The 21,060-nt window shown below is 73.1% G+C and carries 24 protein-coding genes; 4 read left to right on the plus strand and 20 right to left on the minus strand.

Annotated elements, in window-relative coordinates; all coding sequences use genetic code 11:
- Positions 1 to 6: 6 nt before the first annotated feature.
- On the minus strand, positions 7 to 702 hold the full coding sequence (locus tag AC1UE5_RS17605) for a TetR/AcrR family transcriptional regulator (protein ID WP_482925877.1): 696 nt from the start codon (positions 700 to 702) through the stop codon (positions 7 to 9).
- Between the two features lie 105 nt (positions 703 to 807).
- On the opposite strand from AC1UE5_RS17605, the gene AC1UE5_RS17610 reads away from it, so the two are divergent.
- On the plus strand, positions 808 to 1,689 hold the full coding sequence (locus AC1UE5_RS17610; RefSeq protein WP_482925879.1) for an NAD(P)H-binding protein: 882 nt from the start codon (positions 808 to 810) through the stop codon (positions 1,687 to 1,689).
- Positions 1,690 to 1,806: 117 nt separating this feature from the next.
- On the opposite strand, the gene ilvN is transcribed toward AC1UE5_RS17610, so the two are convergent.
- The 7 genes from ilvN to AC1UE5_RS17645 all read right to left on the minus strand — a co-directional run bounded on the left by ilvN (position 1,807) and on the right by AC1UE5_RS17645 (position 5,730).
- Complete coding sequence (gene ilvN / locus AC1UE5_RS17615) at positions 1,807 to 2,367, minus strand: acetolactate synthase small subunit (protein WP_482925881.1); 561 nt, start codon at positions 2,365 to 2,367, stop codon at positions 1,807 to 1,809.
- A gap of 5 nt (positions 2,368 to 2,372) precedes the next feature.
- Complete coding sequence (gene ilvB, locus AC1UE5_RS17620) at positions 2,373 to 4,043, minus strand: biosynthetic-type acetolactate synthase large subunit (protein ID WP_482925883.1); 1,671 nt, start codon at positions 4,041 to 4,043, stop codon at positions 2,373 to 2,375.
- A 76-nt stretch (positions 4,044 to 4,119) separates the two neighbouring features.
- A complete protein-coding gene (locus tag AC1UE5_RS17625; protein ID WP_482925885.1) occupies positions 4,120 to 4,410 on the minus strand; it encodes a hypothetical protein in 291 nt (96 codons plus the stop codon).
- Positions 4,411 to 4,417: 7 nt separating this feature from the next.
- On the minus strand, positions 4,418 to 4,579 hold the full coding sequence (locus AC1UE5_RS17630; protein ID WP_482925887.1) for a hypothetical protein: 162 nt from the start codon (positions 4,577 to 4,579) through the stop codon (positions 4,418 to 4,420).
- Positions 4,580 to 4,623: 44 nt separating this feature from the next.
- A complete protein-coding gene (locus AC1UE5_RS17635; RefSeq protein ID WP_482925889.1) occupies positions 4,624 to 4,806 on the minus strand; it encodes a hypothetical protein in 183 nt (60 codons plus the stop codon).
- Positions 4,807 to 4,862: 56 nt separating this feature from the next.
- Positions 4,863 to 5,516, minus strand: coding sequence for a hypothetical protein (locus AC1UE5_RS17640; protein WP_482925891.1), 654 nt, complete (start codon positions 5,514 to 5,516; stop codon positions 4,863 to 4,865).
- Positions 5,506 to 5,730 (minus strand): hypothetical protein, encoded by a 225-nt coding sequence (locus AC1UE5_RS17645; RefSeq protein WP_482925893.1) that lies wholly within the window; start codon positions 5,728 to 5,730, stop codon positions 5,506 to 5,508. Before AC1UE5_RS17645 ends, AC1UE5_RS17640 begins: the two co-directional genes overlap by 11 nt.
- A 139-nt stretch (positions 5,731 to 5,869) precedes the next feature.
- On the opposite strand from AC1UE5_RS17645, the gene AC1UE5_RS17650 reads away from it, so the two are divergent.
- The gene (locus AC1UE5_RS17650; protein ID WP_482925895.1) at positions 5,870 to 6,355 is read left to right on the plus strand and encodes a hypothetical protein; all 486 of its coding nucleotides are present in this window, start codon (positions 5,870 to 5,872) and stop codon (positions 6,353 to 6,355) included.
- Here AC1UE5_RS17650 and AC1UE5_RS17655 read toward each other — a convergent pair.
- The 10 genes from AC1UE5_RS17655 to AC1UE5_RS17700 all read right to left on the minus strand — a co-directional run bounded on the left by AC1UE5_RS17655 (position 6,352) and on the right by AC1UE5_RS17700 (position 17,322).
- On the minus strand, positions 6,352 to 6,960 hold the full coding sequence (locus AC1UE5_RS17655) for a hypothetical protein (RefSeq protein WP_482925897.1): 609 nt from the start codon (positions 6,958 to 6,960) through the stop codon (positions 6,352 to 6,354). The two genes, AC1UE5_RS17650 and AC1UE5_RS17655, sit on opposite strands and share 4 nt — an antisense overlap.
- A gap of 13 nt (positions 6,961 to 6,973) precedes the next feature.
- Positions 6,974 to 7,807 carry a hypothetical protein gene (locus tag AC1UE5_RS17660; protein ID WP_482925899.1) on the minus strand — a complete coding sequence of 278 codons (834 nt, stop codon included), beginning with the start codon at positions 7,805 to 7,807 and terminating at the stop codon, positions 6,974 to 6,976.
- A 65-nt stretch (positions 7,808 to 7,872) separates the two neighbouring features.
- Positions 7,873 to 9,300, minus strand: a complete 1,428-nt coding sequence (gene gatB / locus AC1UE5_RS17665) for an Asp-tRNA(Asn)/Glu-tRNA(Gln) amidotransferase subunit GatB (RefSeq protein WP_482925901.1) — start codon at positions 9,298 to 9,300, stop codon at positions 7,873 to 7,875.
- Positions 9,297 to 10,721, minus strand: a complete 1,425-nt coding sequence (gene gatA / locus AC1UE5_RS17670) for an Asp-tRNA(Asn)/Glu-tRNA(Gln) amidotransferase subunit GatA (RefSeq protein ID WP_482925903.1) — start codon at positions 10,719 to 10,721, stop codon at positions 9,297 to 9,299. Before gatA ends, gatB begins: the two co-directional genes overlap by 4 nt.
- Positions 10,718 to 11,002, minus strand: coding sequence for an Asp-tRNA(Asn)/Glu-tRNA(Gln) amidotransferase subunit GatC (gene gatC / locus AC1UE5_RS17675; RefSeq protein ID WP_482925905.1), 285 nt, complete (start codon positions 11,000 to 11,002; stop codon positions 10,718 to 10,720). Before gatC ends, gatA begins: the two co-directional genes overlap by 4 nt.
- A gap of 24 nt (positions 11,003 to 11,026) precedes the next feature.
- A complete protein-coding gene (locus AC1UE5_RS17680) occupies positions 11,027 to 11,569 on the minus strand; it encodes a hypothetical protein (RefSeq protein ID WP_482925907.1) in 543 nt (180 codons plus the stop codon).
- Positions 11,566 to 12,432, minus strand: a complete 867-nt coding sequence (gene folD / locus AC1UE5_RS17685; protein ID WP_482925909.1) for a bifunctional methylenetetrahydrofolate dehydrogenase/methenyltetrahydrofolate cyclohydrolase FolD — start codon at positions 12,430 to 12,432, stop codon at positions 11,566 to 11,568. The genes AC1UE5_RS17680 and folD overlap by 4 nt, the downstream gene beginning before the upstream one ends.
- A gap of 39 nt (positions 12,433 to 12,471) precedes the next feature.
- Positions 12,472 to 15,801: a UvrD-helicase domain-containing protein gene (locus tag AC1UE5_RS17690; protein ID WP_482925911.1), complete on the minus strand. Its 3,330-nt coding sequence runs from the start codon at positions 15,799 to 15,801 to the stop codon at positions 12,472 to 12,474.
- A 31-nt stretch (positions 15,802 to 15,832) separates the two neighbouring features.
- Positions 15,833 to 16,783 (minus strand): NAD(+)/NADH kinase, encoded by a 951-nt coding sequence (locus AC1UE5_RS17695; protein ID WP_482925913.1) that lies wholly within the window; start codon positions 16,781 to 16,783, stop codon positions 15,833 to 15,835.
- Complete coding sequence (locus AC1UE5_RS17700; protein WP_482925915.1) at positions 16,756 to 17,322, minus strand: GNAT family N-acetyltransferase; 567 nt, start codon at positions 17,320 to 17,322, stop codon at positions 16,756 to 16,758. The genes AC1UE5_RS17695 and AC1UE5_RS17700 overlap by 28 nt, the downstream gene beginning before the upstream one ends.
- Positions 17,323 to 17,363: 41 nt before the next feature.
- On the opposite strand from AC1UE5_RS17700, the gene AC1UE5_RS17705 reads away from it, so the two are divergent.
- Positions 17,364 to 18,248: a queuosine salvage family protein gene (locus AC1UE5_RS17705; protein WP_482925917.1), complete on the plus strand. Its 885-nt coding sequence runs from the start codon at positions 17,364 to 17,366 to the stop codon at positions 18,246 to 18,248.
- On the opposite strand, the gene AC1UE5_RS17710 is transcribed toward AC1UE5_RS17705, so the two are convergent.
- The gene (locus AC1UE5_RS17710) at positions 18,245 to 18,868 is read right to left on the minus strand and encodes a TetR/AcrR family transcriptional regulator (protein ID WP_482925919.1); all 624 of its coding nucleotides are present in this window, start codon (positions 18,866 to 18,868) and stop codon (positions 18,245 to 18,247) included. The genes AC1UE5_RS17705 and AC1UE5_RS17710 overlap by 4 nt on opposite strands.
- Positions 18,869 to 18,999: 131 nt before the next feature.
- Between AC1UE5_RS17710 and AC1UE5_RS17715 the strand changes: the two genes are divergently transcribed.
- Positions 19,000 to 20,535, plus strand: coding sequence for a cellulase family glycosylhydrolase (locus AC1UE5_RS17715; RefSeq protein WP_482925921.1), 1,536 nt, complete (start codon positions 19,000 to 19,002; stop codon positions 20,533 to 20,535).
- Here AC1UE5_RS17715 and AC1UE5_RS17720 read toward each other — a convergent pair.
- Positions 20,532 to 21,050: a GNAT family N-acetyltransferase gene (locus AC1UE5_RS17720; RefSeq protein ID WP_482925922.1), complete on the minus strand. Its 519-nt coding sequence runs from the start codon at positions 21,048 to 21,050 to the stop codon at positions 20,532 to 20,534. The two genes, AC1UE5_RS17715 and AC1UE5_RS17720, sit on opposite strands and share 4 nt — an antisense overlap.
- Positions 21,051 to 21,060 lie beyond the last annotated feature (10 nt).

The following is a 21,060-nucleotide window of genomic DNA, read 5'->3' on the forward strand; positions in this document are numbered from 1 at the left end:
GGCGCGTCACGCCCCGGCGAGCCGGTCGAGCCACTCGGCGAGCAGCCGCCGCTCGGCCGCGCTGAGCACGGTCACGTCCGGCAGCGAGGCCCGCAGCGCGACCGCGGCGGCGACGGGGCCGGGCGTCGCGGTCGACGGCTGATCGCTCGCGATGGCAGCGACGACCGCGTCGCAGGCGACGGCCGAGAGCCCGAGATCCCGGCGCTCGGCGGGGACCGCGAGGAGGCTCAGCACGAGGCCGCGTCCCGTCGCCGCGAGCAGCGCGACCGCTCGCTCCTCGCTCATGCGCAGGCGCCCTGCGACGGCGATCCGGCGCACGTGCTCGCGCAGCACAGCCTCCCCGGCCACGACGGCGGCCGACGCGTCCCGCCCCGGCGCGGTGCCGTACATCAGCGTGGTGACGGCGGGGTTGGCGAGCGCGAAGGCGACGTGCTGCTCCCACCCCGCGCGCAGGTCCGCGACCGGGTCGTCGCTGCGCACGCGGGTCGCCTTCTCGCGCACGTACTCGGCGAAGACGTGCTCGGCGACGGCGTCGAGGAGCCCCGCCTTGTCGCCGAAGAGGCGGTAGATCGCAGGAGCCTGCACGCCGGCTGCGCCGGCGACCGCGCGCGTCGTGAGGGCGTCCAACCCGCCCTCGGCGAGCAGGCGCGCAGCGGCGGAGAGGATCCGCCCGCGCGGGTCGGTGGCGTCGGCGACCGGCATGCCGCAGCAGAGGATAGCGCTGGAACGCGAGCGCCGGTAGCAGCGATTCGTTCCACTGCTAACGTGATCGCGGCACCGTCGCTACCGCCTTGGAGGTCCGCAGCCATGCTCATCGTCACCGGCGCCACCGGCGCGCTCGGCGCGCAGATCGTCGACCATCTCCTGGCCCGGGTCCCCGCCGACCAGATCGGCGTGAGCGTTCGCGACCCGCGCAAGGCCGACCACCTGCGCGTCCGCGGCGTGCGGGTCCGCCGGGGCGACTTCTCCGATCCCGCGAGCCTCGCCGAGGCGTTCGCCGGCGCGCGCCGGGTGCTCGTCGTCTCGGCCGCGACGACCGGCACCGCGGCGATGACCCTCCATCGCAACGCCATCGCCGCCGCAGACGCCGTGGGCGCCGAGCGCGTCCTCTACACGAGCCACCAGGCCGCACGCCCGTCCTCGGCGTTCGCGCCCATGCCCGACCACGCCGCCACCGAGGCGGAGCTCGCGGCCTCCGGCCGCGCGTGGACCGCGCTGCGCAACGGGTTCTACGCGGCGAGCGCGGTGATGTTCATGGAGCAGGCGTTCGAGACGGGCCGGCTGGTGGCGCCCGCCGACGGGCCGGTCTCCTGGACCGCGCACGCCGACCTCGCGGAGGCCGCGGCGATCGCGCTGGCCGCAGAGGACGGGGACCCGGCCCTCGCGGGCGCGACGGCCCCGCTCACCGGCCCGGAGGCGCTCGATTTCGCCGCCCTCGCGGCGATCGCGTCCGAGCTGAGCGGCCGGGAGATCGAGCGCGTGACCGTCAGCGACGACGAGTACCACGCGGAGCTGGTCGGGCGCGGGGTGCCGCACGACCGCGCCACGCTGCTGGTCGGCATGTTCGCCGCCAGCCGCGCCGGCGAGTTCGACGTCGTCGACCCCACGCTCGGACGCCTCCTCGGCCGCCCGCCCACCCCCGTGCGCGACACGCTCGCCGCGCACCTCGCCGCGATCCCGACGAGCTGATCAACGCCATCTGGCGAGGGCCATCGTCGCGGCTGGGACGGCCGGGCGAAGGGCGTTAGGCCGCCAGGCCGGTGCCCCTTCGCTCGGTCGTTCCAGGCGCGGCGAGACCCCGCCAGATCAGGTTTCGCCGCGGCCGCGGGCGATGGCGATCTCGCCCGTGCGCATCATCTCGATCAGGCCGAACGGGCGGACCATGTTCTCGAACGCCTCGATCTTGTCGGTCGTCCCGGTGACCTCGACGATCATCGAGCGCTTCGTCACGTCGACGACCTTCCCGCGGAAGATCTCGGTGATCTGCATGACCTCGGCGCGCTGGTGCCCGTCGTTGATCGCGACCTTGAACAGCGCCAGCTCGCGCGAGACGGTCTCGCTCGGCTCCAGGTCGCGGATCTTCAGGACGTTGACCAGCTTGTGGAGCTGCTTGGTGACCTGGTCGATCGGGTGCATCGCGCCGTCGAGCGTCAGCGTGATGCGCGACAGCTGGTCCTCGTCGGTCGGGCCGACGGTGAGCGTGTCGATGTTGAACCCGCGGCGGGCGAACAGCCCGGCGATGCGCGTGAGCACGCCGGGCTTGTTCTCGACGAGGATCGACAGCGTGTGCTTGCGCCCCGTGCGCAGCGACGCGGCCGCCTCGAGGTCCTCGAGGCTCAGCAGCTCCTTGGTGCCCGGCTCGCCCATCTCGATCAGCCCACCATGTCGCGGGCCGCGGCGCCCGGCGCGACCATCGGGTACACGTTCTCCTCCGCCGTGACGCGGATGTCGACGATCACGGGGCCGTCCGTCTCCAGCGCGGCCTTGATGGTCTCGTCGAGCTTCGACCGCTCCGACACCCGGAAGCCCGTGCACCCGTAGGCGTCGGCGAGCTTGACGAAGTCGGGGTTGCCGCCCAGCGTCACCTCGGAGTAGCGCCGGTCCCAGAACAGCTCCTGCCACTGGCGGACCATGCCCAGGTAGCCGTTGTTCAGGATGAACGTCTTCACCGGGATCCCGTTGTCCGCGCAGGTCGCGAACTCCTGGGCGTTCATCTGGATCGAGCCGTCGCCGGTGATGCAGACGACCGTCTTGTCCGGGCACCCGACGGCCGCGCCGAGCGCCGCCGGCAGGCCGAAGCCCATCGTCCCCAGGCCGCCGGAGTTGATCCACTGGCGGGCCCGGTTGAAGTGGTAGTACTGCGCCGTCCACATCTGGTGCTGGCCGACGTCGGAGGTCACGATCGCGTCGCCGTTGGTCGCGGCGTAGATCGCCTCGATCGCGGCCTGCGGCTTGATCTCGTCGCCGTCCGGGTCGTCGTAGCGCAGCGGGTGCTTCTCCCGCCACGAGTTGATCCGGCTCCACCAGTCCTCCAGGCGCGAGGAGTCGGCCTCCAGCGCCCGGTACTCGGCGTTGAGCTTGGCCAGGATGCGCTTGGCGTCGCCCACGATCGGGATGTGCGCCGGCACGTTCTTGGAGATCTCGGCCGGATCGATGTCGATGTGGATGAACTTCGCGCGCGGGGCGAACTCGGAGAGCTTGCCGGTGACGCGGTCGTCGAAGCGGGCGCCGATCGCGAAGATCAGGTCCGCCTCGTCCATCGCGTAGTTCGCGGTGCGCGTCCCGTGCATGCCGAGCATCCCGAGCCACTGCTCGTCCGGCGCCGGGTAGGTCCCCAGGCCGTTGAGCGTGCAAGTCACCGGGAAGCGGCCGTGCGACGCGAGCGCGCGCAGCTCCTCGTGCGCGTCCAGCGCGCCGCCGCCCACGTAGAGGACCGGCCGCCGCGCGGACGCCAGCGCCTTCGCGGCCTGGCGGATCTGCTTGGCGTTGCCCTCGACCGTCGGCTGGTAGCCGGGCAGGTGGACGTCGGTGACCGGCTCGTACGGGATGTCCATCCGCGACAGGTCGGTCGGGATGTCGACCACGACCGGGCCGGGGCGGCCCGTGCGCGCGACGTGGAACGCCTCGTGCAGCACGCGCGGGATCTCGCGCGGGTCGGTGATCATCCACGAGTGCTTCACGGCGGGCATCGTGATGCCCATCGTGTCCGCCTCCTGGAAGCCGTCGGTGCCGAGCAGCTCGGTCTTCACCTGGCCGGTGATGAACACGACGGGGACCGAGTCCATCATCGCGTCGACGATCGCGGTCACCAGGTTGGTCGCGCCGGGTCCGGACGTGCCCAGGGCCACGGCGACCTTGCCGGTCGCCTTCGCGTAGCCCTCGGCGGCGTGGCCGCCGCCCTGCTCGTGCCGGACCAGGATGTGGCGGATGCCCGCGTCGTAGAACGCGTCGTACGTGGGCATGTTGGCGCCGCCCGGGTACCCGAATACGGTGTCGACGCCCTCGGCCTTGAGGCACTCCATGATGGCGTCGACGGCTCGCATTGCTGCTGGACCTCCGTGCGGGTGGGACGGGATGGAACGGAAATCGGCCGCCGGAAGGCGGCCGGAGCAGTCCAGCTTACCGCGCGGCGGCTGCGGATTCCGGCGGGATCACGGTGACCTCGTCGGTCCACTCGAGCTCGGTCCCGCACCGCGTGCAGAGGGCCTCGTGGAGCTTCACGATCTTCCCGCATCCCGGGCACTGCCGGCGCGGCTCGTCGAGCTCCACGCGGTAGAAGATGGCGGCCAGCAGGCCGACGAACGGCAGGATCGCCGAGATGAGGAACCAGAGGAAGAAGCTCGACCCCTTGATCTTCCCCACCGCGCCGCCGGCGAGGCCGAAGAAGAAGGCGATGACCAGGTAGGCCATCCGCGCGTCAGAGCCGGTTGAGGGCCCAGAAGACGGCGAAGATCGCGAGGACCACCGCGATGATCGTCGCCAGGCCGGCCACGAGGCCGATGACGACCTTCAGGAGGAACCAGCCCGCCACCGCGAGGACCACGATGGCGATGAGCTTCTGGGCGACGTCCGAGGCCATGTCGCCCAGCTTACTCGCGCGGGGAAGGTGCCCGCGCGAGCGTGTCAGTCGTAGGCGCGCGTGAGCTGCGGGTGACGAAGGGCCTGCTGGTCGCGGCGCTCGAGGAGCCGCAGGCGCGCGAGGCGGTAGCGGCGGATCTTCTGGGCGTGCGGCCCGGCGGCGGAGGAGCGTGCCTCCGGCACGAGGAGGACGCGGTTGGCGGCGGCTGCGGCGGTCGTTGCGGTCATGAACAGCATGGTCGGTCCTCCTGACCGTTGCCACCACGGCCCGCCGGTCGGAACTGTCAGCCGCGCGGTTCTCCCGGATGTCCAGCGCGGGCGTGGTCGAGCGCGGCGCGGGTCGGCCACGGGAGGCGCCGGCGGATGCGCCAGGCGGCGCCCGCGAACGCGCGGTTGGCGACCGTCGCGAAGCCCTGCTCGTCGGTGCGCAGCGCGAGGACGAGGTGCGCGACGCGGTCGGGGCCGGGCAGGTCGGGGTCGGCGACGCGGACGCAGAACGCGTAGACGGTGCGGCGGTCGACCAGGAGCGCGCCCTGCTCCCCCACGACCCAGGTGCCGAGCCGGCCCGGCTCGACGACCGCGCCGGTGCGCGTGTAGAGGTCGCGCTGCTCGTGGCCGAGGAGGTCGCCGAGCAGGCCCAGCGCGGTGGTGTGGGCGGCGCCGTCCGCACGGGGCCGCGGACGCATCACCTTCGCCCCGCGGTTGGCGTACAGCTCGGGGATGATCCACGCCTGCGCGAGCGCGAGGAGCGACATCGGCGCGAGCCACGGCTCGATCAGCACGAGCACGACCGCGGTGACGCAGAACGGGACGACGTGCGCGAGCGTCGTCGCCGTCCACGCGCGCCGGTACGCGGCGAGCGCGCGCTCGTCGACCGTGCGGCGCCACGGGACGCCGGCGCGCTCGGGAAGCGCGGCGGTGGTGGGCTCAGCCGCCACTGATCGGCAGGCGCAGGATCACCGTGTCGGCGTCGACCGGCAGCTCCTTCACCTGCTCGGCGTGGCCGGGGCCGGTGGTGACCATGCCGAAGTAGCCGCGGTCGAGCTCGCGCCGGAACGCCTCGACCGCCGCCTCGACCGACGCGGGGTCGGCCGCGTCCCACGTCGCCAGCTCGGTGTGGCCGGTCTGGTCCATGCGGATGAGTCGGCTCATGCCTCGCCACGTTACGCCTGTCGCGCGCGCCGCGCCACACCCGCCGTGCGCCACCTCCGCACTGGTTGGACCAGCTGCGCAGACTGGTTGGACCAGTGGCGGCGGGTTGGTGCGGGCGGCGCGGGGTAGCGGCTTGGGCATGACCGAGACCACCCGACTCGAGCTCGCGGACGCGCTGGGGCTCACCCAGGCCGTGCGCGCCGCGGCCGCCGACGCCGCCGCACACGTGGCGTCCGGCAAGCTCGCCAAGAAGCTGCAGGCCGTCGACGCCGACCTCGCCGTGGTGCAGGAGGACGTGAACGCGCTGGTCGTCGCGGGGTCGCCGGCGAGCCGGGCGCGGCTGACCGCGCGGTCGCGGCGGCTGCGGGACGTCGAGAGCGAGGCGCAGGGCGGCCGGCTCGACGACGCCGACGGGCTCGACGCGCTGCAGGCCCTGGCCGCCGAGGCGGCGTTCGCGCTCGTGCAGTGGAAGGTCGTGCGGCGGCTCGCCAAGGCGACGGGCGACGACGCGGCGCGGGCGCTCGCCAAGCGGGCCGAGCCGCTCGCGGAGGAGCACCTCGCGCTCGCCGTCAAGGCGTGCGACAAGGTCGCCAAGCGCCAGGCGAAGGCGCTCGCGGAGGGCTAGAGCCGGGCGACGAGCGCGCGCGTCAGCTCCAGGAGCTGGCGCGGCGGCGCGGTGCGGGCGACGCCGACGACGAGCGTCTCGTCCTCGAGCTCCGCCTCGGGGCGCAGCGGGTGGTCGGCCAGCCACGCGCGGCTCGCGTCGTCCAGCGACGTGCGCGCACCGGCGGGCTCCTCGCTCAGGTCCACGAGCGCGACCAGGCGCGTCTTCAGGAACGCGATCCGCACGTCCGGGCCGTACACGTCGAGGTCGCCGCTGACCATGTGCGCGGGCGCGTGGTCGTCGCGGAGGATCGCGGTGACGCCCGGGACCGGCCGCACGCCGTCGTACGTCAGCCCGGTCTCACGCGCGACCTGCTGGTAGCGGCGCGCGTCCGAGCCGGCGAACGTCAGCGCGCCGACGATGACCGTGGTCGCGACCAGGACCGGGATCGCGAAGACGATCGGATCCTGGTCGTCGGTGAGGATCACGCCCACGGCGGCGAGCACGCCGAACGCGCCGATGAGCGCGCGCAGGCCGTAGACCTCCAGCCACGCGCGGACGCCGCTCGGGCGCTGGTCGGGCTCGGGGTCGCGGGCGGCGTCGGTCATGGCGGCGGTGGCGTGCATCGTCCGGGAGAAGCTATCCGGCAGGCGGCGCCGCGGTCCCGCCGGGCGTCGTCGCGGTGCCCGGCGGCGGGGTCTCCTGCGGCGTGGTCGGGACCGTCTCGCTCTGCGGCGCCGGCGTCACCGGGGTGGTCGGGACGGTCTGCGGCGTCGTCTGCGGCGTCGTCGGGACGGTCTCGGTCTGCTCCTCCTCCGGCGTCGTCTCCGTCGTCTCGGCGGGAGCGGTCTCCGTGGTCTGCGTCGTCTCGGTCGTCTCGGTCGTCGTCTTCTTGTCCGTGTCGGAGGAGCGCTGCTTGCCGGGGATGATCGTGGTGCGGTCTCCCCCACCGCCGACCGAGCCGCCGAAGACGAGCTCGGTCGCGGTGAGCGCGAGGGCGCCGATGGCGAACGCGAGCGCGCCGGTGGCCATCGCGATCTTGAGCGGGCGGCCCTTGATGCGGTCCCAGAACGAGCGCTGGTCCGCCTCCCAGATGCCGAACCGGTCCTCCTCGCGGCGGCGGCGCGCGGTCGGCGCGTAAGGCTCCTCGGCGACCTCGGGCGGCGGCGCCATCGGCGCACCGGCGCCGGTGCGCGGGACGTCGGTCTGCTCGTCGCCGCCGTAGCTGCGGCGCGGCTTGGTGACCGGCGTGACCGCGGTGATGACCTGCGCCGGCTTCTTCAGCGCCTCGCTCACGAGCGCGACGATGATCGGCGTGATGGCGGCGCCGACGATCGCGCCGCCGGTCCAGATCATGTGGGTGAAGACGGCGGCGGCGACGGAGCCGGCGCTGGCGATGGCGAGCGTCTGCAGGGACAGCCCGCCGCCCGAGCGCGGCTCGGGCCTGGGGTTCTCTCGCGAAGCGGTTGCCACGTCCATCCAGGCTGGCACACGCGGCGCGTGACCTCGGTCACACGCCGCGCTGCGTCAACCCGTGGTCAGAGGCCGAGCTTCTCGCGCACGAGGCGCGTGACCTCGCCGCCGTCCGCGCGGCCCTTGGTCTCGCGCATGACGTGGCCGATGATCGGGCCGATCGCCTTCATGTTGCCGCCGCGGATCTTCTCCGCCGCGTCGGCGTTCGCGGCCAGCGCCGCGTCGACGATGCCGGACAGCTCGTCGCCGGCCTCCATCGCGCCGAGGCCCTCGGCCTCGACGATCGCCTCCGGCGAGCCGCCCTCGGCGACGAGCTTGTCGAGCACCTGCTTGGCCGCCGTCGGGGTGATCTTCTTGCCCGCGACGAGCCCGACGAACGAGCCGAACGCCTCCGGGGAGACCTTGGAGTCCTGCGGCTCGACGTCGCCCAGACGCGGGCCGAGCTCGTTGAGCAGCCAGTTCGCGACCGTCTGCGCCGGCGCGCCGTTCGACGCCGCGGCCTCGAAGTACGCGGCCACCTCGGGGCGGAACGCGAGGTCGCGGGCGTTGTCGGTCGACAGCGACAGCTCGCGCTCGTAGCGGTCGGCGCGCGCCATCGGCAGCTCGGGCAGCGCGGCCTTCGCGCGGTCGAGCATCTCCTGCGTGATCGCGATCGGGACGAGGTCCGGCTCCGGGAAGTAGCGGTAGTCGTGCGCCTCCTCCTTGGAGCGCAGCGACGTGATCGCCCCCGTGCGCGGGTCGAAGTGGAGCGTCTCCTGCACGACCTCGTCGCCGGCCTCCTTGATCGCGATCTGGCGCGCGATCTCGGCCTTGACGCCCTGCTCGAGGAAGGCGAACGAGTTCATGTTCTTCAGCTCGGTCTTCGTGCCGAACTTCGACTCGCCCTTGGGCCGGATCGAGACGTTGGCGTCGCAGCGCAGCGAGCCCTGCGACATGTCGACGTCGGAGATGCCGAGCTGGCGGACCGTCTCGCGGAGCATCGTCAGCCACTCGCGCGCGTGCGTGCCGTCGCGGACGTCCGGCTCGGTGACGATCTCCACCAGCGGCGTGCCGCCGCGGTTGAAGTCGACGACGCTGGTCGCGGAGCCGTGGATGCGCCCCGTGCCGCCGCCGTGGACGAGCTTCGCCGCGTCCTCCTCCAGGTGCACGCGGTGGATCCGCACGTCGCCGAGCTGCCCGCCGCTGCAGAGGGGCTCGTCGTACTGGCTGATCTGGTACGCCTTCGGGTTGTCCGGATAGAAGTAGTTCTTCCGGTGGAAGATCGACCGGTCGGCGAGCTTGGAGCCCATCGCGAGGCCGATCAGCAGCCCGTAGTCGATCGCCCGCGCGTTGACGACCGGCAGCGCGCCCGGGAGGCCGAGGCACACCGGGCAGGTGCGCGTGTTCGGCGGCTCGCCGAAGCCGAGCTGGCACGAGCAGAACATCTTCGTCTTCGTCGCGAGCTGGACGTGGATCTCCAGCCCGATGACGGGCTCCCACTCGACCTTGCTCATGCGCGCGCCTTCGATCCGTCGAAGCCGATGGCCTTCTCCAGCGCGAACGCCGCGTCGAGGATGCGGTTCTCGCTGAACGCCGGGCCCGCCATCTGGAAGCCGACCGGCAGCCCCTCGGACAGGCCGGACGGGATCGAGATCGCCGGGATGCCGGCGAGCGAGATCGGCACGGTGCAGAAGTCGTTGAGGTACATCGCCCAGGGGTCGTCGGTCTTGTCGCCGAGGCCGAACGCGACCGTCGGCGCGGTCGGGGTGACGATGAAGTCGAACTGCTCGAAGGCCGTGCTGAAGTCCTCCGCGATCTTCGTCCGCACCTGCTGCGCGCGCCCGTAGTACGCGTCGTAGTACCCGGCGCTCAGCGCGTACGTGCCGAGCATGATCCGCCGCTTGACCTCGGGGCCGAAGCCGTCGTGGCGGGTCTTCGTGTACATCGACAGCAGGTCGGTCGTGCCCTCGGCGCGCAGGCCGTAGCGCACGCCGTCGAAGCGGGCGAGGTTCGACGACGCCTCCGCCGGCGCGAGCACGTAGTAGGCGCTCAGCGCGTGCGGGGCGTGCGGGAGCTTCATGCTCTCCACCGTCGCGCCGAGCTCGCGGGCGAGGTCGAGCACGCGGTTGAAGGAGTCGAGCACGCCGGGCTCGATGCCCTCGCCGCTCAGCTCCTCCGGGACGCCCAGGCGGATGCCCTGCAAGTCGGTCGCGGACGGGAGCCGGACCTCCTCCGGGTAGTCGAGCGAGGTCGAGTCGCAGTGGTCGCGGCCGACCATGTGCTTGAAGAGCAGCGCGGTGTCGGTGACGTCGCGGGCGAGCGGCCCGGCCTGGTCGAGCGAGCTCGCGAACGCGATCATCCCGTAGCGCGAGCACGAGCCGTACGTGGGCTTGAGGCCGACGATGCCGGTGAGCGCCGCGGGCTGGCGGATCGAGCCGCCGGTGTCGGTGCCGAGCGCCCACGGGACGAGCCCCGCCGCGACCGCCGCGGCGCTGCCGCCGGAGGAGCCGCCCGGGACGCGGGTGCGGTCCCACGGGTTCCGGACCGGGCCGAACGCCGAGTTCTCGTTCGACGAGCCCATCGCGAACTCGTCCTGGTTGGTCTTGCCGAGGATCGACGCGCCGGCCTCCTGCAGCTTGCGCACGACCGTCGCCGTGTACGGCGGGCGGTAGTCCTCGAGGATCTTCGAGCCGGACTGGCTCGGCAGGCCCTCGGTGCAGAAGAGGTCCTTGACGCCGACGGGCAGGCCGGCGAGCGGCGTGTCGGTGCCGGGCAGGTCGGCGGGCGTCGCGTCGGGGACGTGGACGAACGCGTTCAGCTCGTCCGCGGCCGCACGCGCGCGGTACGCCTCGTAGACGTCGGCGGCGGTGGTCTCCCCCGCGCGGATCTTCTCGACCGCCTGGGCGGCGGTGAGGGCGATGAGATCGGCGCTCATGCCTGCGGGCTCGGCACGGCGAAGCCGTCGTCGGCGACCTGCGGCGCGGCGGCCAGCATCACGTCGCGCGGGAACGACGGTCGCGGCTCGTCAGGACGGAGGGCGTTGGAGACCTCCACGACGTGGGACGTCGGGGGCACGCCGTCGAGGTCGAGCTCGCCGATCTTCTCGATGTGGCCGAGGATGCCGGAGAGCTCGTGGCTCATGCTCTGCACCTCGTCGTCGGTCAGCTCCAGCCGGGCCAGGCGGGCGACGTGCAGAACCTGCTCGCGATCGATCATCAGTGAGGGAAGGGTAGGAGTTGGTCAGGCCTCGCGCGGGCCGGTCGCGGCCGCCTCGCGAGGGGGCGCAGGACGCGCGGCGCCGCGGACGCGCAGGACGTCCTCGGTCTGCTGACGAGCGTCCGCGGTGTCGGTCCGCTCGTCGCCCATCGACCGGCCGCCGCCCACGGCGACCGCGAGCGCGGCGAGCAGCCCCAGCCACGCCGCGGGCTCGAGGTCCACGTCCGCGTTGCCGGCGTCGACGCCGAGCCCGGGCTGCGCGATCAGCCGCACGACGATCGCGAGCACCGCCAGCACGCCGAACACCGTGGCGAAGACGCCGAGCACGACCGACCAGGCGGGCGCGTCGTACGTGACGGTGGTGAAGGCCAGGGCGAGCGCGGAGCCGATCGTCGCGACGCACAGGAAGGCGGCGAACCAGCCCAGCCCGCGGATGCCGGTCTCGTGCGCGCCCAAGCGGGCGTCCGGGGTGCTCAGGTAGAACCAGTCGCAGACCAGGAGCACGGCGAGCGCGACCCCGCCGACGAGGGCCAGCCACTCCCCTGCGCGCAGCCGCGAGAGCTTCACGCCTGGAGCGTACCCGCCGCCTGCAGCTTCGCGGCCTTCAGCGTGTTCGCCAGGAGCATCGCGATCGTCATCGGGCCGACGCCGCCGGGGACGGGCGTGATCGCGGACGCGACCTCCATCGCCTGCGCGGTGTCGACGTCGCCGTTGAGGCCGTCGTCGGACCGGTTCATGCCGACGTCCAGCACGACCGCGCCCGGCTTGATCCAGTCGCCCTTGACCATCCGATCGCGGCCGACGGCGGCGATGAGGACGTCGGCGCGACGCGTGACCTCGGGGAGGTCCTTCGTGCGCGAGTGGCAGACGGTGACGGTGGCGTTGGCCTGGATGAGCAGCTGCGCCATCGGCTTGCCGAAGAGGTTGGAGCGCCCGATGACGACCGCCTCCTTGCCGGTGAGGTCGACGCCGGCCTCGGCCAGCAGCACCATGCAGCCAGCGGGCGTGCACGGCTGCAGCCCCTCGCGGCCGAGCGCCAGGAGGCCGGCGCTGGTGGCGGTGAGGCCATCGACGTCCTTGTCCGCGCGCACGAGGCCGCTCATCTCGGTGCCGTCGAGGTGCGGCGGGAGCGGGAGCTGGACGATGATGCCGCTGACCTCGGGGTCGGCGTTGAGGCGCTCGATGAGCTCGACGAGCTCCTCCCGTGAGGTGTCCGCGTCGAGCCGGTGGTCGAACCCGTTGATGCCGACCTCGCGGCACGCCTTCTGCTTGCCGCCGACGTAGATCGCCGACGCGGCGTCGTCGCCCACGAGCACGGTCGCCAGCCCGGGGCGCCGCCCACCGTCCGCGACGTACGCCTCGACGTCCTGTCGCACCTGCTCGCGGACGCGCGCCGCGACCGCCTTGCCATCGATCACCTGTGCCGCCATGTCGGCGGAGAACCTATCCAGCGCGCGCGACGGCGCCGATCAGCGCTTGGAGATCGGCGCGTAGTCGGCCATGAGCTTGCGCTCGCTGCCGTCCGACGCGAACCGCACGACCACGATGCCGCCGGGCTCGGCGCCGACGATGACGCCGTCGCCGAAGGCCGCGTGGACGACGTCGTCGCCGACGTTGTACGAGCTGCCGCCGGCGGCCCCGCCCGCGCGGGGAGATCTCCGCTCCTCCGCCCGGGCCGCGCTGCCGGCGGCTGCGGCGGCCCAGGAGCTGCCGCCGAACGAGCCCGGCCGGACGCGCGGCTCCTCCTGGTCGGTGAGGTCCGCGGGGATCTCCTCCAGGAAGCGCGACTTCATGCCGTAGGTCTGCGAGCCGAAGACGTTGCGCCGACGCGCGTAGGTGAGCGTCAGCTCGCGCTTGGCCCGCGTGAGGCCGACGTACATCAGCCGCCGCTCCTCCTCCAGCCCGCCCTCGTCGAGCGCGCGGTTGTGCGGGAAGACGCCCTCCTCCATGCCGACGAGGAACACGACGGGATACTCGAGGCCCTTCGCGTTGTGGAGCGTCATCAGCGTGACGATGCCCTCGTCGTCCTTGCGGGTGTCGGTGTCCGCCACCAGCGCGACCTGCTGGAGGAACTGGTCGAGCGTGTCCTCCCCCGGCTCGGCGGCCGCGTCGAACTCGCGCGCGGCCTCGACCAGCGCGCGGAGGTTCTCGATGCGGCCCTCGGCCTCGATCGTCCGCTCGGCGCGCAGCGCGTCGAGGTAGCCGGTGTCGTCGAGCACCGCCTCGAGCAGGTCGCCGACCGGGACCTCGTCCGCCGCGCGCTCGCGCAGGCCGACCATCACGTCCATGAAGCGGGTGAACGCCTTCACCGCCGCGGTGCCCAGGCCGGGCACGTTCGACGGCTGCTCGGCCGCCTCCCACACCGAGATGCCCTCGACGTCGGCGTACGACAGGACGCGCTGCAGCGACGTGGCGCCGATGCCGCGCTTGGGCGAGTTGGCGATGCGGCTGAACGAGATGACGTCCTGCGGGTTGCTGAGCCACAGCAGGTACGCGAGCGCGTCCTTGATCTCGGCCCGGTCGTAGAACTTCGTGCCGCCGACGACCTGGTAGCCGATCTCGCGCCGCACGAGCTGGTCCTCCAGCACCCGCGACATCGCGTTCGTCCGGTAGAAGATCGCGATCTCGCTGAGCGAGCCGCCGTCCTCGACGTGCCGCTCGATCTGCCCGAGCACGAACCGCGCCTCGGCGTGCTCGTCGTCGAGCTCGCGGACCTTGATCTTGTCCCCGCCGCCGTTGTCGGTCCACAGGTGCTTGGGCTTCTGCTCGCGGTTGTACGAGATGACCGCGTTCGCCGCGTCGAGGATCGTCTGCGTCGAGCGGTAGTTCTGCTCGAGCTTCACGACCGCCGCGTCGGGATAGTCCTTCTCGAAGTTCAGGATGTTCGAGATGTCCGCGCCACGGAAGCTGTAGATCGAGTTGTGGGTGACGAGGCCGCTCGCGACGAAGTTGTGCGTGTGCTCGATGTCGAGGTCGTGCACGGTCGCGTGGCCGTAGCGGCGTTCGACGGACCTGACGACGTCGTACTCACCGTCCTCGCCGACCATGACCATGCCCGGCCGCACCGCCGAGGCCGCCATGAACGGCAGGGAGCTGCCGCCGCGACTGCGCTCGGCGTTCGTGGCGATCCGCGCCATCGGCCGCAGCGCGACGTCCATGCGGTTCGCGATCAGACCGACCGTCGCCAGCGCGCCGCGGTAGTCGGCGTGCGCGGTCTCGAACCGCCAGCCGTCGGAGCCGCGTCGGGCGGGCCGCACGCTCAGCCCGAGCGATTCCAGCTCGCGCCGCCCGTCCTCGTCGTAGCCGAACATCGAGATGCGGTGCATCGGGCGCGCGCCGCGCCGGTCCCCGCAGAGCGTGATCGTGAGGTTCCGCCGGCGAACCCCATCGCTCCCGCAGGTGTGCGTCGCGGGACGGAAGTGCGGCTGCCCCGTGGACAGGCCCTGGTCGCGCAGCAGGCGTTCGCCGTTGATCTCCGTGTCGAGCGAGGCGAACAGCGCGTCGATCCGCGCCTGGTCACGCACCAGCGACCGGCCGTCCGCCTTCCCGCGTGCCACGAACGGCATCGTCGGCAGGCCGTACCGCGCGGCCAGCCGCGCCTCCTCCATCCGCGCGTCGACCTCGTTGTCGTGGGTGCCGACGATCCAGACCGCGTCTGCGCGCTCCATGTTCGCGCGGATCGCAGGCCCGAGCGCGGCCTTGCCGCGCCGGTCGGTGTACGTCCGCGACGTCCCGACGCGGTAGCCCATGCCGCGGCGCCACATCAGGTAGGTGACGTGCTGCTGCGGCGTCTGGCCGTAGAGGTAGCCGGCGAAGTGCGTGTGGTCGGGCGTCGAGACGATCGTGCGGCCGGACGCCGTGGTGATCTCGATCAGCTCGGTGACGTTCGCCGTGTGGGTGCGCATGACGCGCGCCGGGCGGAAGTCGCCGCTGCCGTACGACGAGAGCACGACGTCACCGGGCGCGACGTCCTCGATGGCCTTCGTCGTCCCGTCCCCCATCGTCACCGGCGTGCCGGAGACCAGGCACTGCGCGTCGTCGCCGACCACCGCGAGGTTGCGGTGCCGGGTCGTCAGGAGCTGGAGCCACTGGTACTGCGCGTGGTTGGTGTCCTGGTACTCGTCGACGAGGATGTGGCGGAAGGCCGAGCCGTAGCGGTCGCGGACCTCGGGGAAGAGCTCGAGGACGTTGACCGCGCGGAAGAGCAGGTCGTCGAAGTCCATCGCGTTCATGCGGACCAGCTCGCGCTCGTACAGCGCGTAGGCCTCGCCGACGGTCTGCTCGAAGTACGAGCCCATCAGCTTCTGGTAGTCGTCCGCGGCGCGGAGCTTGTTCTTCGCGTCCGAGATCTGGTTGTGGACGGCGGCGGGGGTGAACCGCTTGGGGTCCGCGCCGATCTCGTCCAGGCAGCGCTTGACCAGGCGGCGGGCGTCGGCCTGGTCGTAGATCGTGAAGGTGCGGGTGTAGCCGAGCTTGTCGGCCTCCGCGCGCAGCATCCGGGCGCACGCGGCGTGGAAGGTCATCACCCACATCGCGCGGGTGCGGCGGCCGAGGAAGCCCTCGACGCGCTCGCGCATCTCCTGCGCGGCCTTGTTGGTGAAGGTGATCGCGAGGATCTCCGACGCGCGCGCCTGGTCGGTGTGGTTGAGGTAGGCGATCCGCCGCGTCAGGACGCTCGTCTTGCCCGAGCCTGCGCCGGCCAGGATCAGCAGCGGTCCGTCGCCGTGCGTCACGGCGTCGCGCTGCGCCGGGTTCAGCCCTTCCAGGAGGTGCTCGAGGTGCTCGTCGGTGGCGGCCATCCGGGAACCGAGGATAGGCGCGCGACCGGCGTCAACCCGAACGCTTGTGCGCCTCGCGGTCGTCGCGCGCCATGACCCGCGGCGAGTCCATCACGATCCGCCGCCGGCGCAGGCCGCCGAGGCCGTGGTCGGGCTCGTGGGAGGCCACCAGCGTCGCCACGTCCTCGCGCAGCGACACGCTGTAGCGGACGCCGCCGGCCTCCGCCGGTCGGCCGTCGACCTCGACGTCGAAGCCGCTGAACGTCGGGTGGACGACCAGCTCCACCTTGGCCGTGTCGTGCACCACGATCGGGGGCGCGGAGCCGCCGTGCATCGCCAGCGGCGTGACGACGTAGACGGGCGTGGGACCGACGAGGATCGGCCCGCCGCCGGCCATCGAGTACGCGGTGGAGCCGAGCGGCGTGGCGCAGACGACGCCGTCACCGGCCATCCGCACGTACGTCTCGCCGTCCACCGCGACGTCGACCGCGACCTGGCCGCCGCTGCGCCGCACCACCACGAAGTCGTTGAGCGCCATCCGCTCAACGCCGTCCTCCTCGCAGCGGACGACCAGCGCGGGCAGCCGCCGGGCGGTCCACGTGCCGGCGAGGAACCGGTCGAGCGCGTCGGGCAGGTGGTCGGCCGCGACGTCGGTCAGCGCGCCGAGGGAGCCGCACGCGACGCCGAGCACGGGCGTGCCCGTCCGCAGCGCCGCCCGCAGCGACGCGAGCACGGTGCCGTCGCCGCCGACCGCGACGATGAGGTCGCAGCCGTCGACGTCGCCGAACTCGGCCACCGGGCGGTTGCGGTTCGTGCCCGCCTCGATCTGGACGAGCTCGAGCTCCTTCTCCTCCACCCATCCGCGCAGCGCGGCGAGCGCGTCGTCGATCGCGCGCGTCGGGTGGACGACCACGCCGACGCGCTGGAAGGCGCCCGGGCCGCACTCGAGCGGCGTGGGGACGATCTTCGGCGCGCTCATCGCGGCGGCCTCCACATCAGCCACAGCTTCGGACCCCACAGCAGCTTCACCTCGTCGGTCACGCGGAAGCCGTGCCGTTCGTAGAACGGCACGTTCTCCGGCTTGGAGCTCTCCAGGTAGGCAGGCACGTGCTCTCTGTCGCAACGGTCGAGCATCGGTCGCATGAGCTCAGAGCCCAGTCCCTGGCCCTGCGCCGACGGCTCGACGCCGAGGATCGCAAGGTAGTAGTGCGGGTCCCGCGGGTGCCGGTTCTCGACCCGCATCCCGCCGAGGAGGAAGAGCGGCGTGTTGCGGCTGAAGACGCGCGTCCGCAGCAGCTCGGACAGCGGCGTGCGCCAGCGGTCCGGGGCGGCCCAGAGCGCGGCGCCGGTGCGGTCCTCGGTCGTGTAGACGAGCTCGTCGCCGGTGAGCGTGCGCAGGCGCTCGGTGTAGAAGCGCGTGAGCTGGCCGGGGCGCCGGCGGTCGCTCGGCAGCGAGTAGCGCGCCACGGGATCGTCGTGGAAGGCGCGGGCCAGCGCCGGCGCGAGCGCGGGGGCGTCGTCGAACGTCGCGAGGCGGACCAATGCGTGGGCCACCCTACCCTTGTGCGGTCGTGTCCTCGCCTGTGACGCTTCCCGAGTCGGTCCGCGCGCACGCCGCGTCGGTGGTCCGCGACGCCCGCTGGGTACGGGTGGACGAGGAGCGGCTGGAGGCGTACGACGCGCGGGTCGAGCAGCCCGAGGAGCCGTCGCTGGATCCCGACCGGCACTACCTCGACGGGTCCGAGGCGGACGTCGCGACGTTCTGCCTGACCCTGACGGCGATCAACTTCGGCAGCGGCTGGTTCCCGACGCTGCGCAAGCGGCGCGGGATGAGCGGCTACTTCACGGTCGCGTCGTCGCTGACGGACCGGTTCCGCGGCGACGGGCCGTGGTCGCCGGAGGAGCTGCGCGCGTTGACGGCGGACGAGGTCGCTGCCGTCATGGGGCAGCGGCGCGACCACGAGCTGATGGCGCTGTTCGCGCAGGCGCTGCGGCAGCTCGGCACGTGGCTCGGCGAGCGGAGCGCGCTCGACGTCGTGCGGGCGGCCGGCGGGAGCGCCCGCGCGCTTGCGGCGACGGTCGGCCGCGAGATGGCGATGTGGAACGACCGCGGCTTCTACAAGCGCGCGCAGATCCTCGCCTCCGACCTCTCGCTGGCGGGCGTCGCGACGTTCGCCGACCTCGACGCGCTGACGATCTTCGCCGACAACCTCGTCCCCCACGTCCTGCGCTGCGACGGCGTGCTCGTCTACGACCCGCTGCTCGCCGCCCGGATCGACGCGGAGGAGCTAGTGCTCGACGCCCGGCAGGAGCGCGAGATCCGTGCCGCGGCGGTGTGGGCGTGCGCGGAGCTCTCGGCGCGCACCGGCGTCCCCGAGCGTGTCCTCGACATGTGGCTGTGGACGCGCGGGCAGGCGCCGGAGTACAAGGCGCGCCCGCGCCACCGCGCCCGCACGGTCTTCTACTAGCCCGCGTCGGGGTAGAAGCGGGCGCGCAGCAGCGCGAGGAGCTCGCGCTCGATCGCGGCCATGTCCGTGCCCGGCCGCGTGGTCCAGTCGGTGAGGAGCGCCCCCATCGCGCCGGCGACGGCGTGTCCGGCCAGCCGGCGCGTGGTCGCGTCAGGGCCGGCGCGATCGCCGAGCAGGGCCGCGATGCCCCCGGCGAGCGTGTCGATCTGGCGGCGGCGGTGCTCCTCCATCACGCGGCTCACGCCGACCACCGCGACGAAGGCGACGCCGATCCGGCGCGGATCCTCCTGGTAGTAGGAGAGCGTCGCCCGCACGACCCGCTGCGCCGCCGGCCACGACGACTCGCCGTCCGCGGCCGCCACGGCGGTCGCGAGCGCGCCCTGGCCGACCCGCTCGTCGACCTGCCGGAGCAGGTCCTCGCGGTCCTCGAACAGCTCGTAGAACGCCCGCCGCGTCTGGCCGGCGGCCGCGACGATCTCGGCGACGGCGACGTCGTCCGAAGGGCGTGTCCCGTAGAGCTCGAGCCCCGCCTCCAGGAAGGCGGCCCGCCGGGCGGCGGCGCGCTCCTCGGCGCTCCGTCCTCCCCACGCCCGTGCGCCCTGCGCCGTCGTCCGTGCCATGCCGCGGCACCGTACCGGCTCAACCACCACAAAACGAGAACTGTGGTTCTCAGTTGGTGCTAGCGTGCCGCGGCGGCGACGCCCGTCGCCGGGTCCGCACCACCCCACGGAGGAGAACCATGCGCAAGTGCGTGGCGGCCGCTGTCGCGGCCGCATGTCTGACGGCTGCCGCGCCGGCCGCGGCGGCCGATGCCGGCTCGGAGCGCTACACGAACCGGGGTGGCTGGACGACCGACGCCTCCGGGCGGGTCGCCGTGCTGCGCGGCGTGAACATGGTCAACAAGATCGGGGCGTCGGGGTACGCGCCCGACGCGATCGGGTTCGGCGAGGACGACGCGCGGTTCCTGACGGCCAGCGGCTTCAACGTGGTGCGGCTCGGGCTGATCTGGAAGGCGGTCGAGCCCCGCCCCGGCGCGTACGACGACGCGTACCTGGACCGGATCGAACGGACGGCCCGGACACTGCGCCGCCACGGCATCGCGGTGATGCTCGACTTCCACCAGGACCTGTACAACGAGCGTTTCCAAGGCGAGGGCGCGCCGGACTGGGCGGTCCTGGGACGCGGGGTGACCGAGCCGGCCGAGCCGCGCGCCGGGTTCCCCGCCAACTACCTCCTGCAGCCCGCCGTCAGCTACGCCTTCGACGCGTTCTGGGCCAACACGCCGGTGCCGGCCACCGGCCGGGGCGTGCAGGACCACTACGCCGCCGCGTGGGCGCACGTCGCCGAGCGGTTCGCCGGGGAGCCGGGCATCGTGGGCTACAACCTCCTCAACGAGCCGTGGATGGGGACCGCGCTGCGCGAGTGCATGGCGGCGATGCAGGCGACGACGCCGAACGTCTGCGGCGGGCTGCTGCAGTTCGAGGCGGGGGCGCTCACCGCGTTCCACCGGCGCGTCACGGCGGCGATCCGCGCGGTCGACCGGCGCACGATGGTCTGGCACGCGCCGACCCTCGCGTTCGACTTCGGCGCGCGGAGCGGCGTGGGCCGTGTCGATGCGAACGCCGGGTTCGCCTTCAACGCGTACTGCGCGAAGGCAGCCGGGTTCGACGCGGTCATCCCCGCCGCGCGCGGGAAGTCGTGCGTGGAGCTGGCGAGGATGACGTTCGACCACGCGGAGGCCGTGCGCCGCCGCAACGGGGATGCGCTCTTCCTCACCGAGTTCGGCGCCGGCGACGACGTTCCCGGGTGGAGCGACTACCTGGTGGCGGCGAACAAGCGCTTCGTCAGCTGGGCGTACTGGTCGTACTGGAACACCGACCCGTCGGGCGAGAAGCCGGTCGAGGGCGTGCTGCACGACCTCCGCAAGGCGCCGGCGGGGGCGAACGTCAAGCGCGAGAAGCTCGCAGCGCTCGCCCAGCCGTACCCCGCGTTCACCGCCGGGACGCCTCGCGCGGCGAGCTGGACCGCGCGCACACGCACCTACCGCCTGGCCTACACCCCGCGGCGGGCGGGCGGCGGCCGCGCGTTCGCTCCCGGCTCCATCACCGAGGTGCGCGTGCCGCGGCTGCATTACCGCAACGGGTACGGCGTGCGGGTGAGCGGCGCACGCGTCGTCTCGGCGGCCGGCGCGCCGGTGCTGCGGCTCGCGCTCTGCCGCGGCGCGCGCGAGGTGCGGGTGCGGCTCGCGCCCGGCGGCACGCCCGCGCGGGCCCGCCGCTGCGCCTAGGACCGGCGGCGGCGCTTGGGCGGGAGCGTGTACCGGACGGTGTCGCGCAGCGCGCCGCGCACCATGCGCGGCTCCTGCGAGGCGAGGACGAACCCGGCCTTCTCGGCGACCCGGTGGGACGCGACGTTGCGCGCGTCGGCCCACAGGCGGAGCTGGAGCAGGCCGAGCTCGTCCTCCGCGAACGCGATCGCGAGCCGCAGCGCGCGCGTGGCCAGGCCGAGCCCCCGGTGCTCGCGGGCGATCCAGTAGCCGCACGAGGCGCTCCCGAGGTCCTCGACCACGTCGGCGACGGCGACCGTGCCGAGGAGCCGGCCCGGGTCGTTCTCGGGGGCGACGGCGAAGTGGTAGCCACGACCCGCGGCGCGCTCCTCCTGCGCGAACGCCACGTACGCCCGCGCGTCCTCGCGGGTGTACGGATCCGGGACCGCGTCGGTGAACTCGAGCAGCTCGCGGTCCTGGCACGCGGCGAAGATCGCCTCCTCGTCGGCGGCGACCGGCGGCCGCAGCACGATCACGCCGTCGGTG

This window comes from Parviterribacter multiflagellatus, from assembly GCF_056863265.1.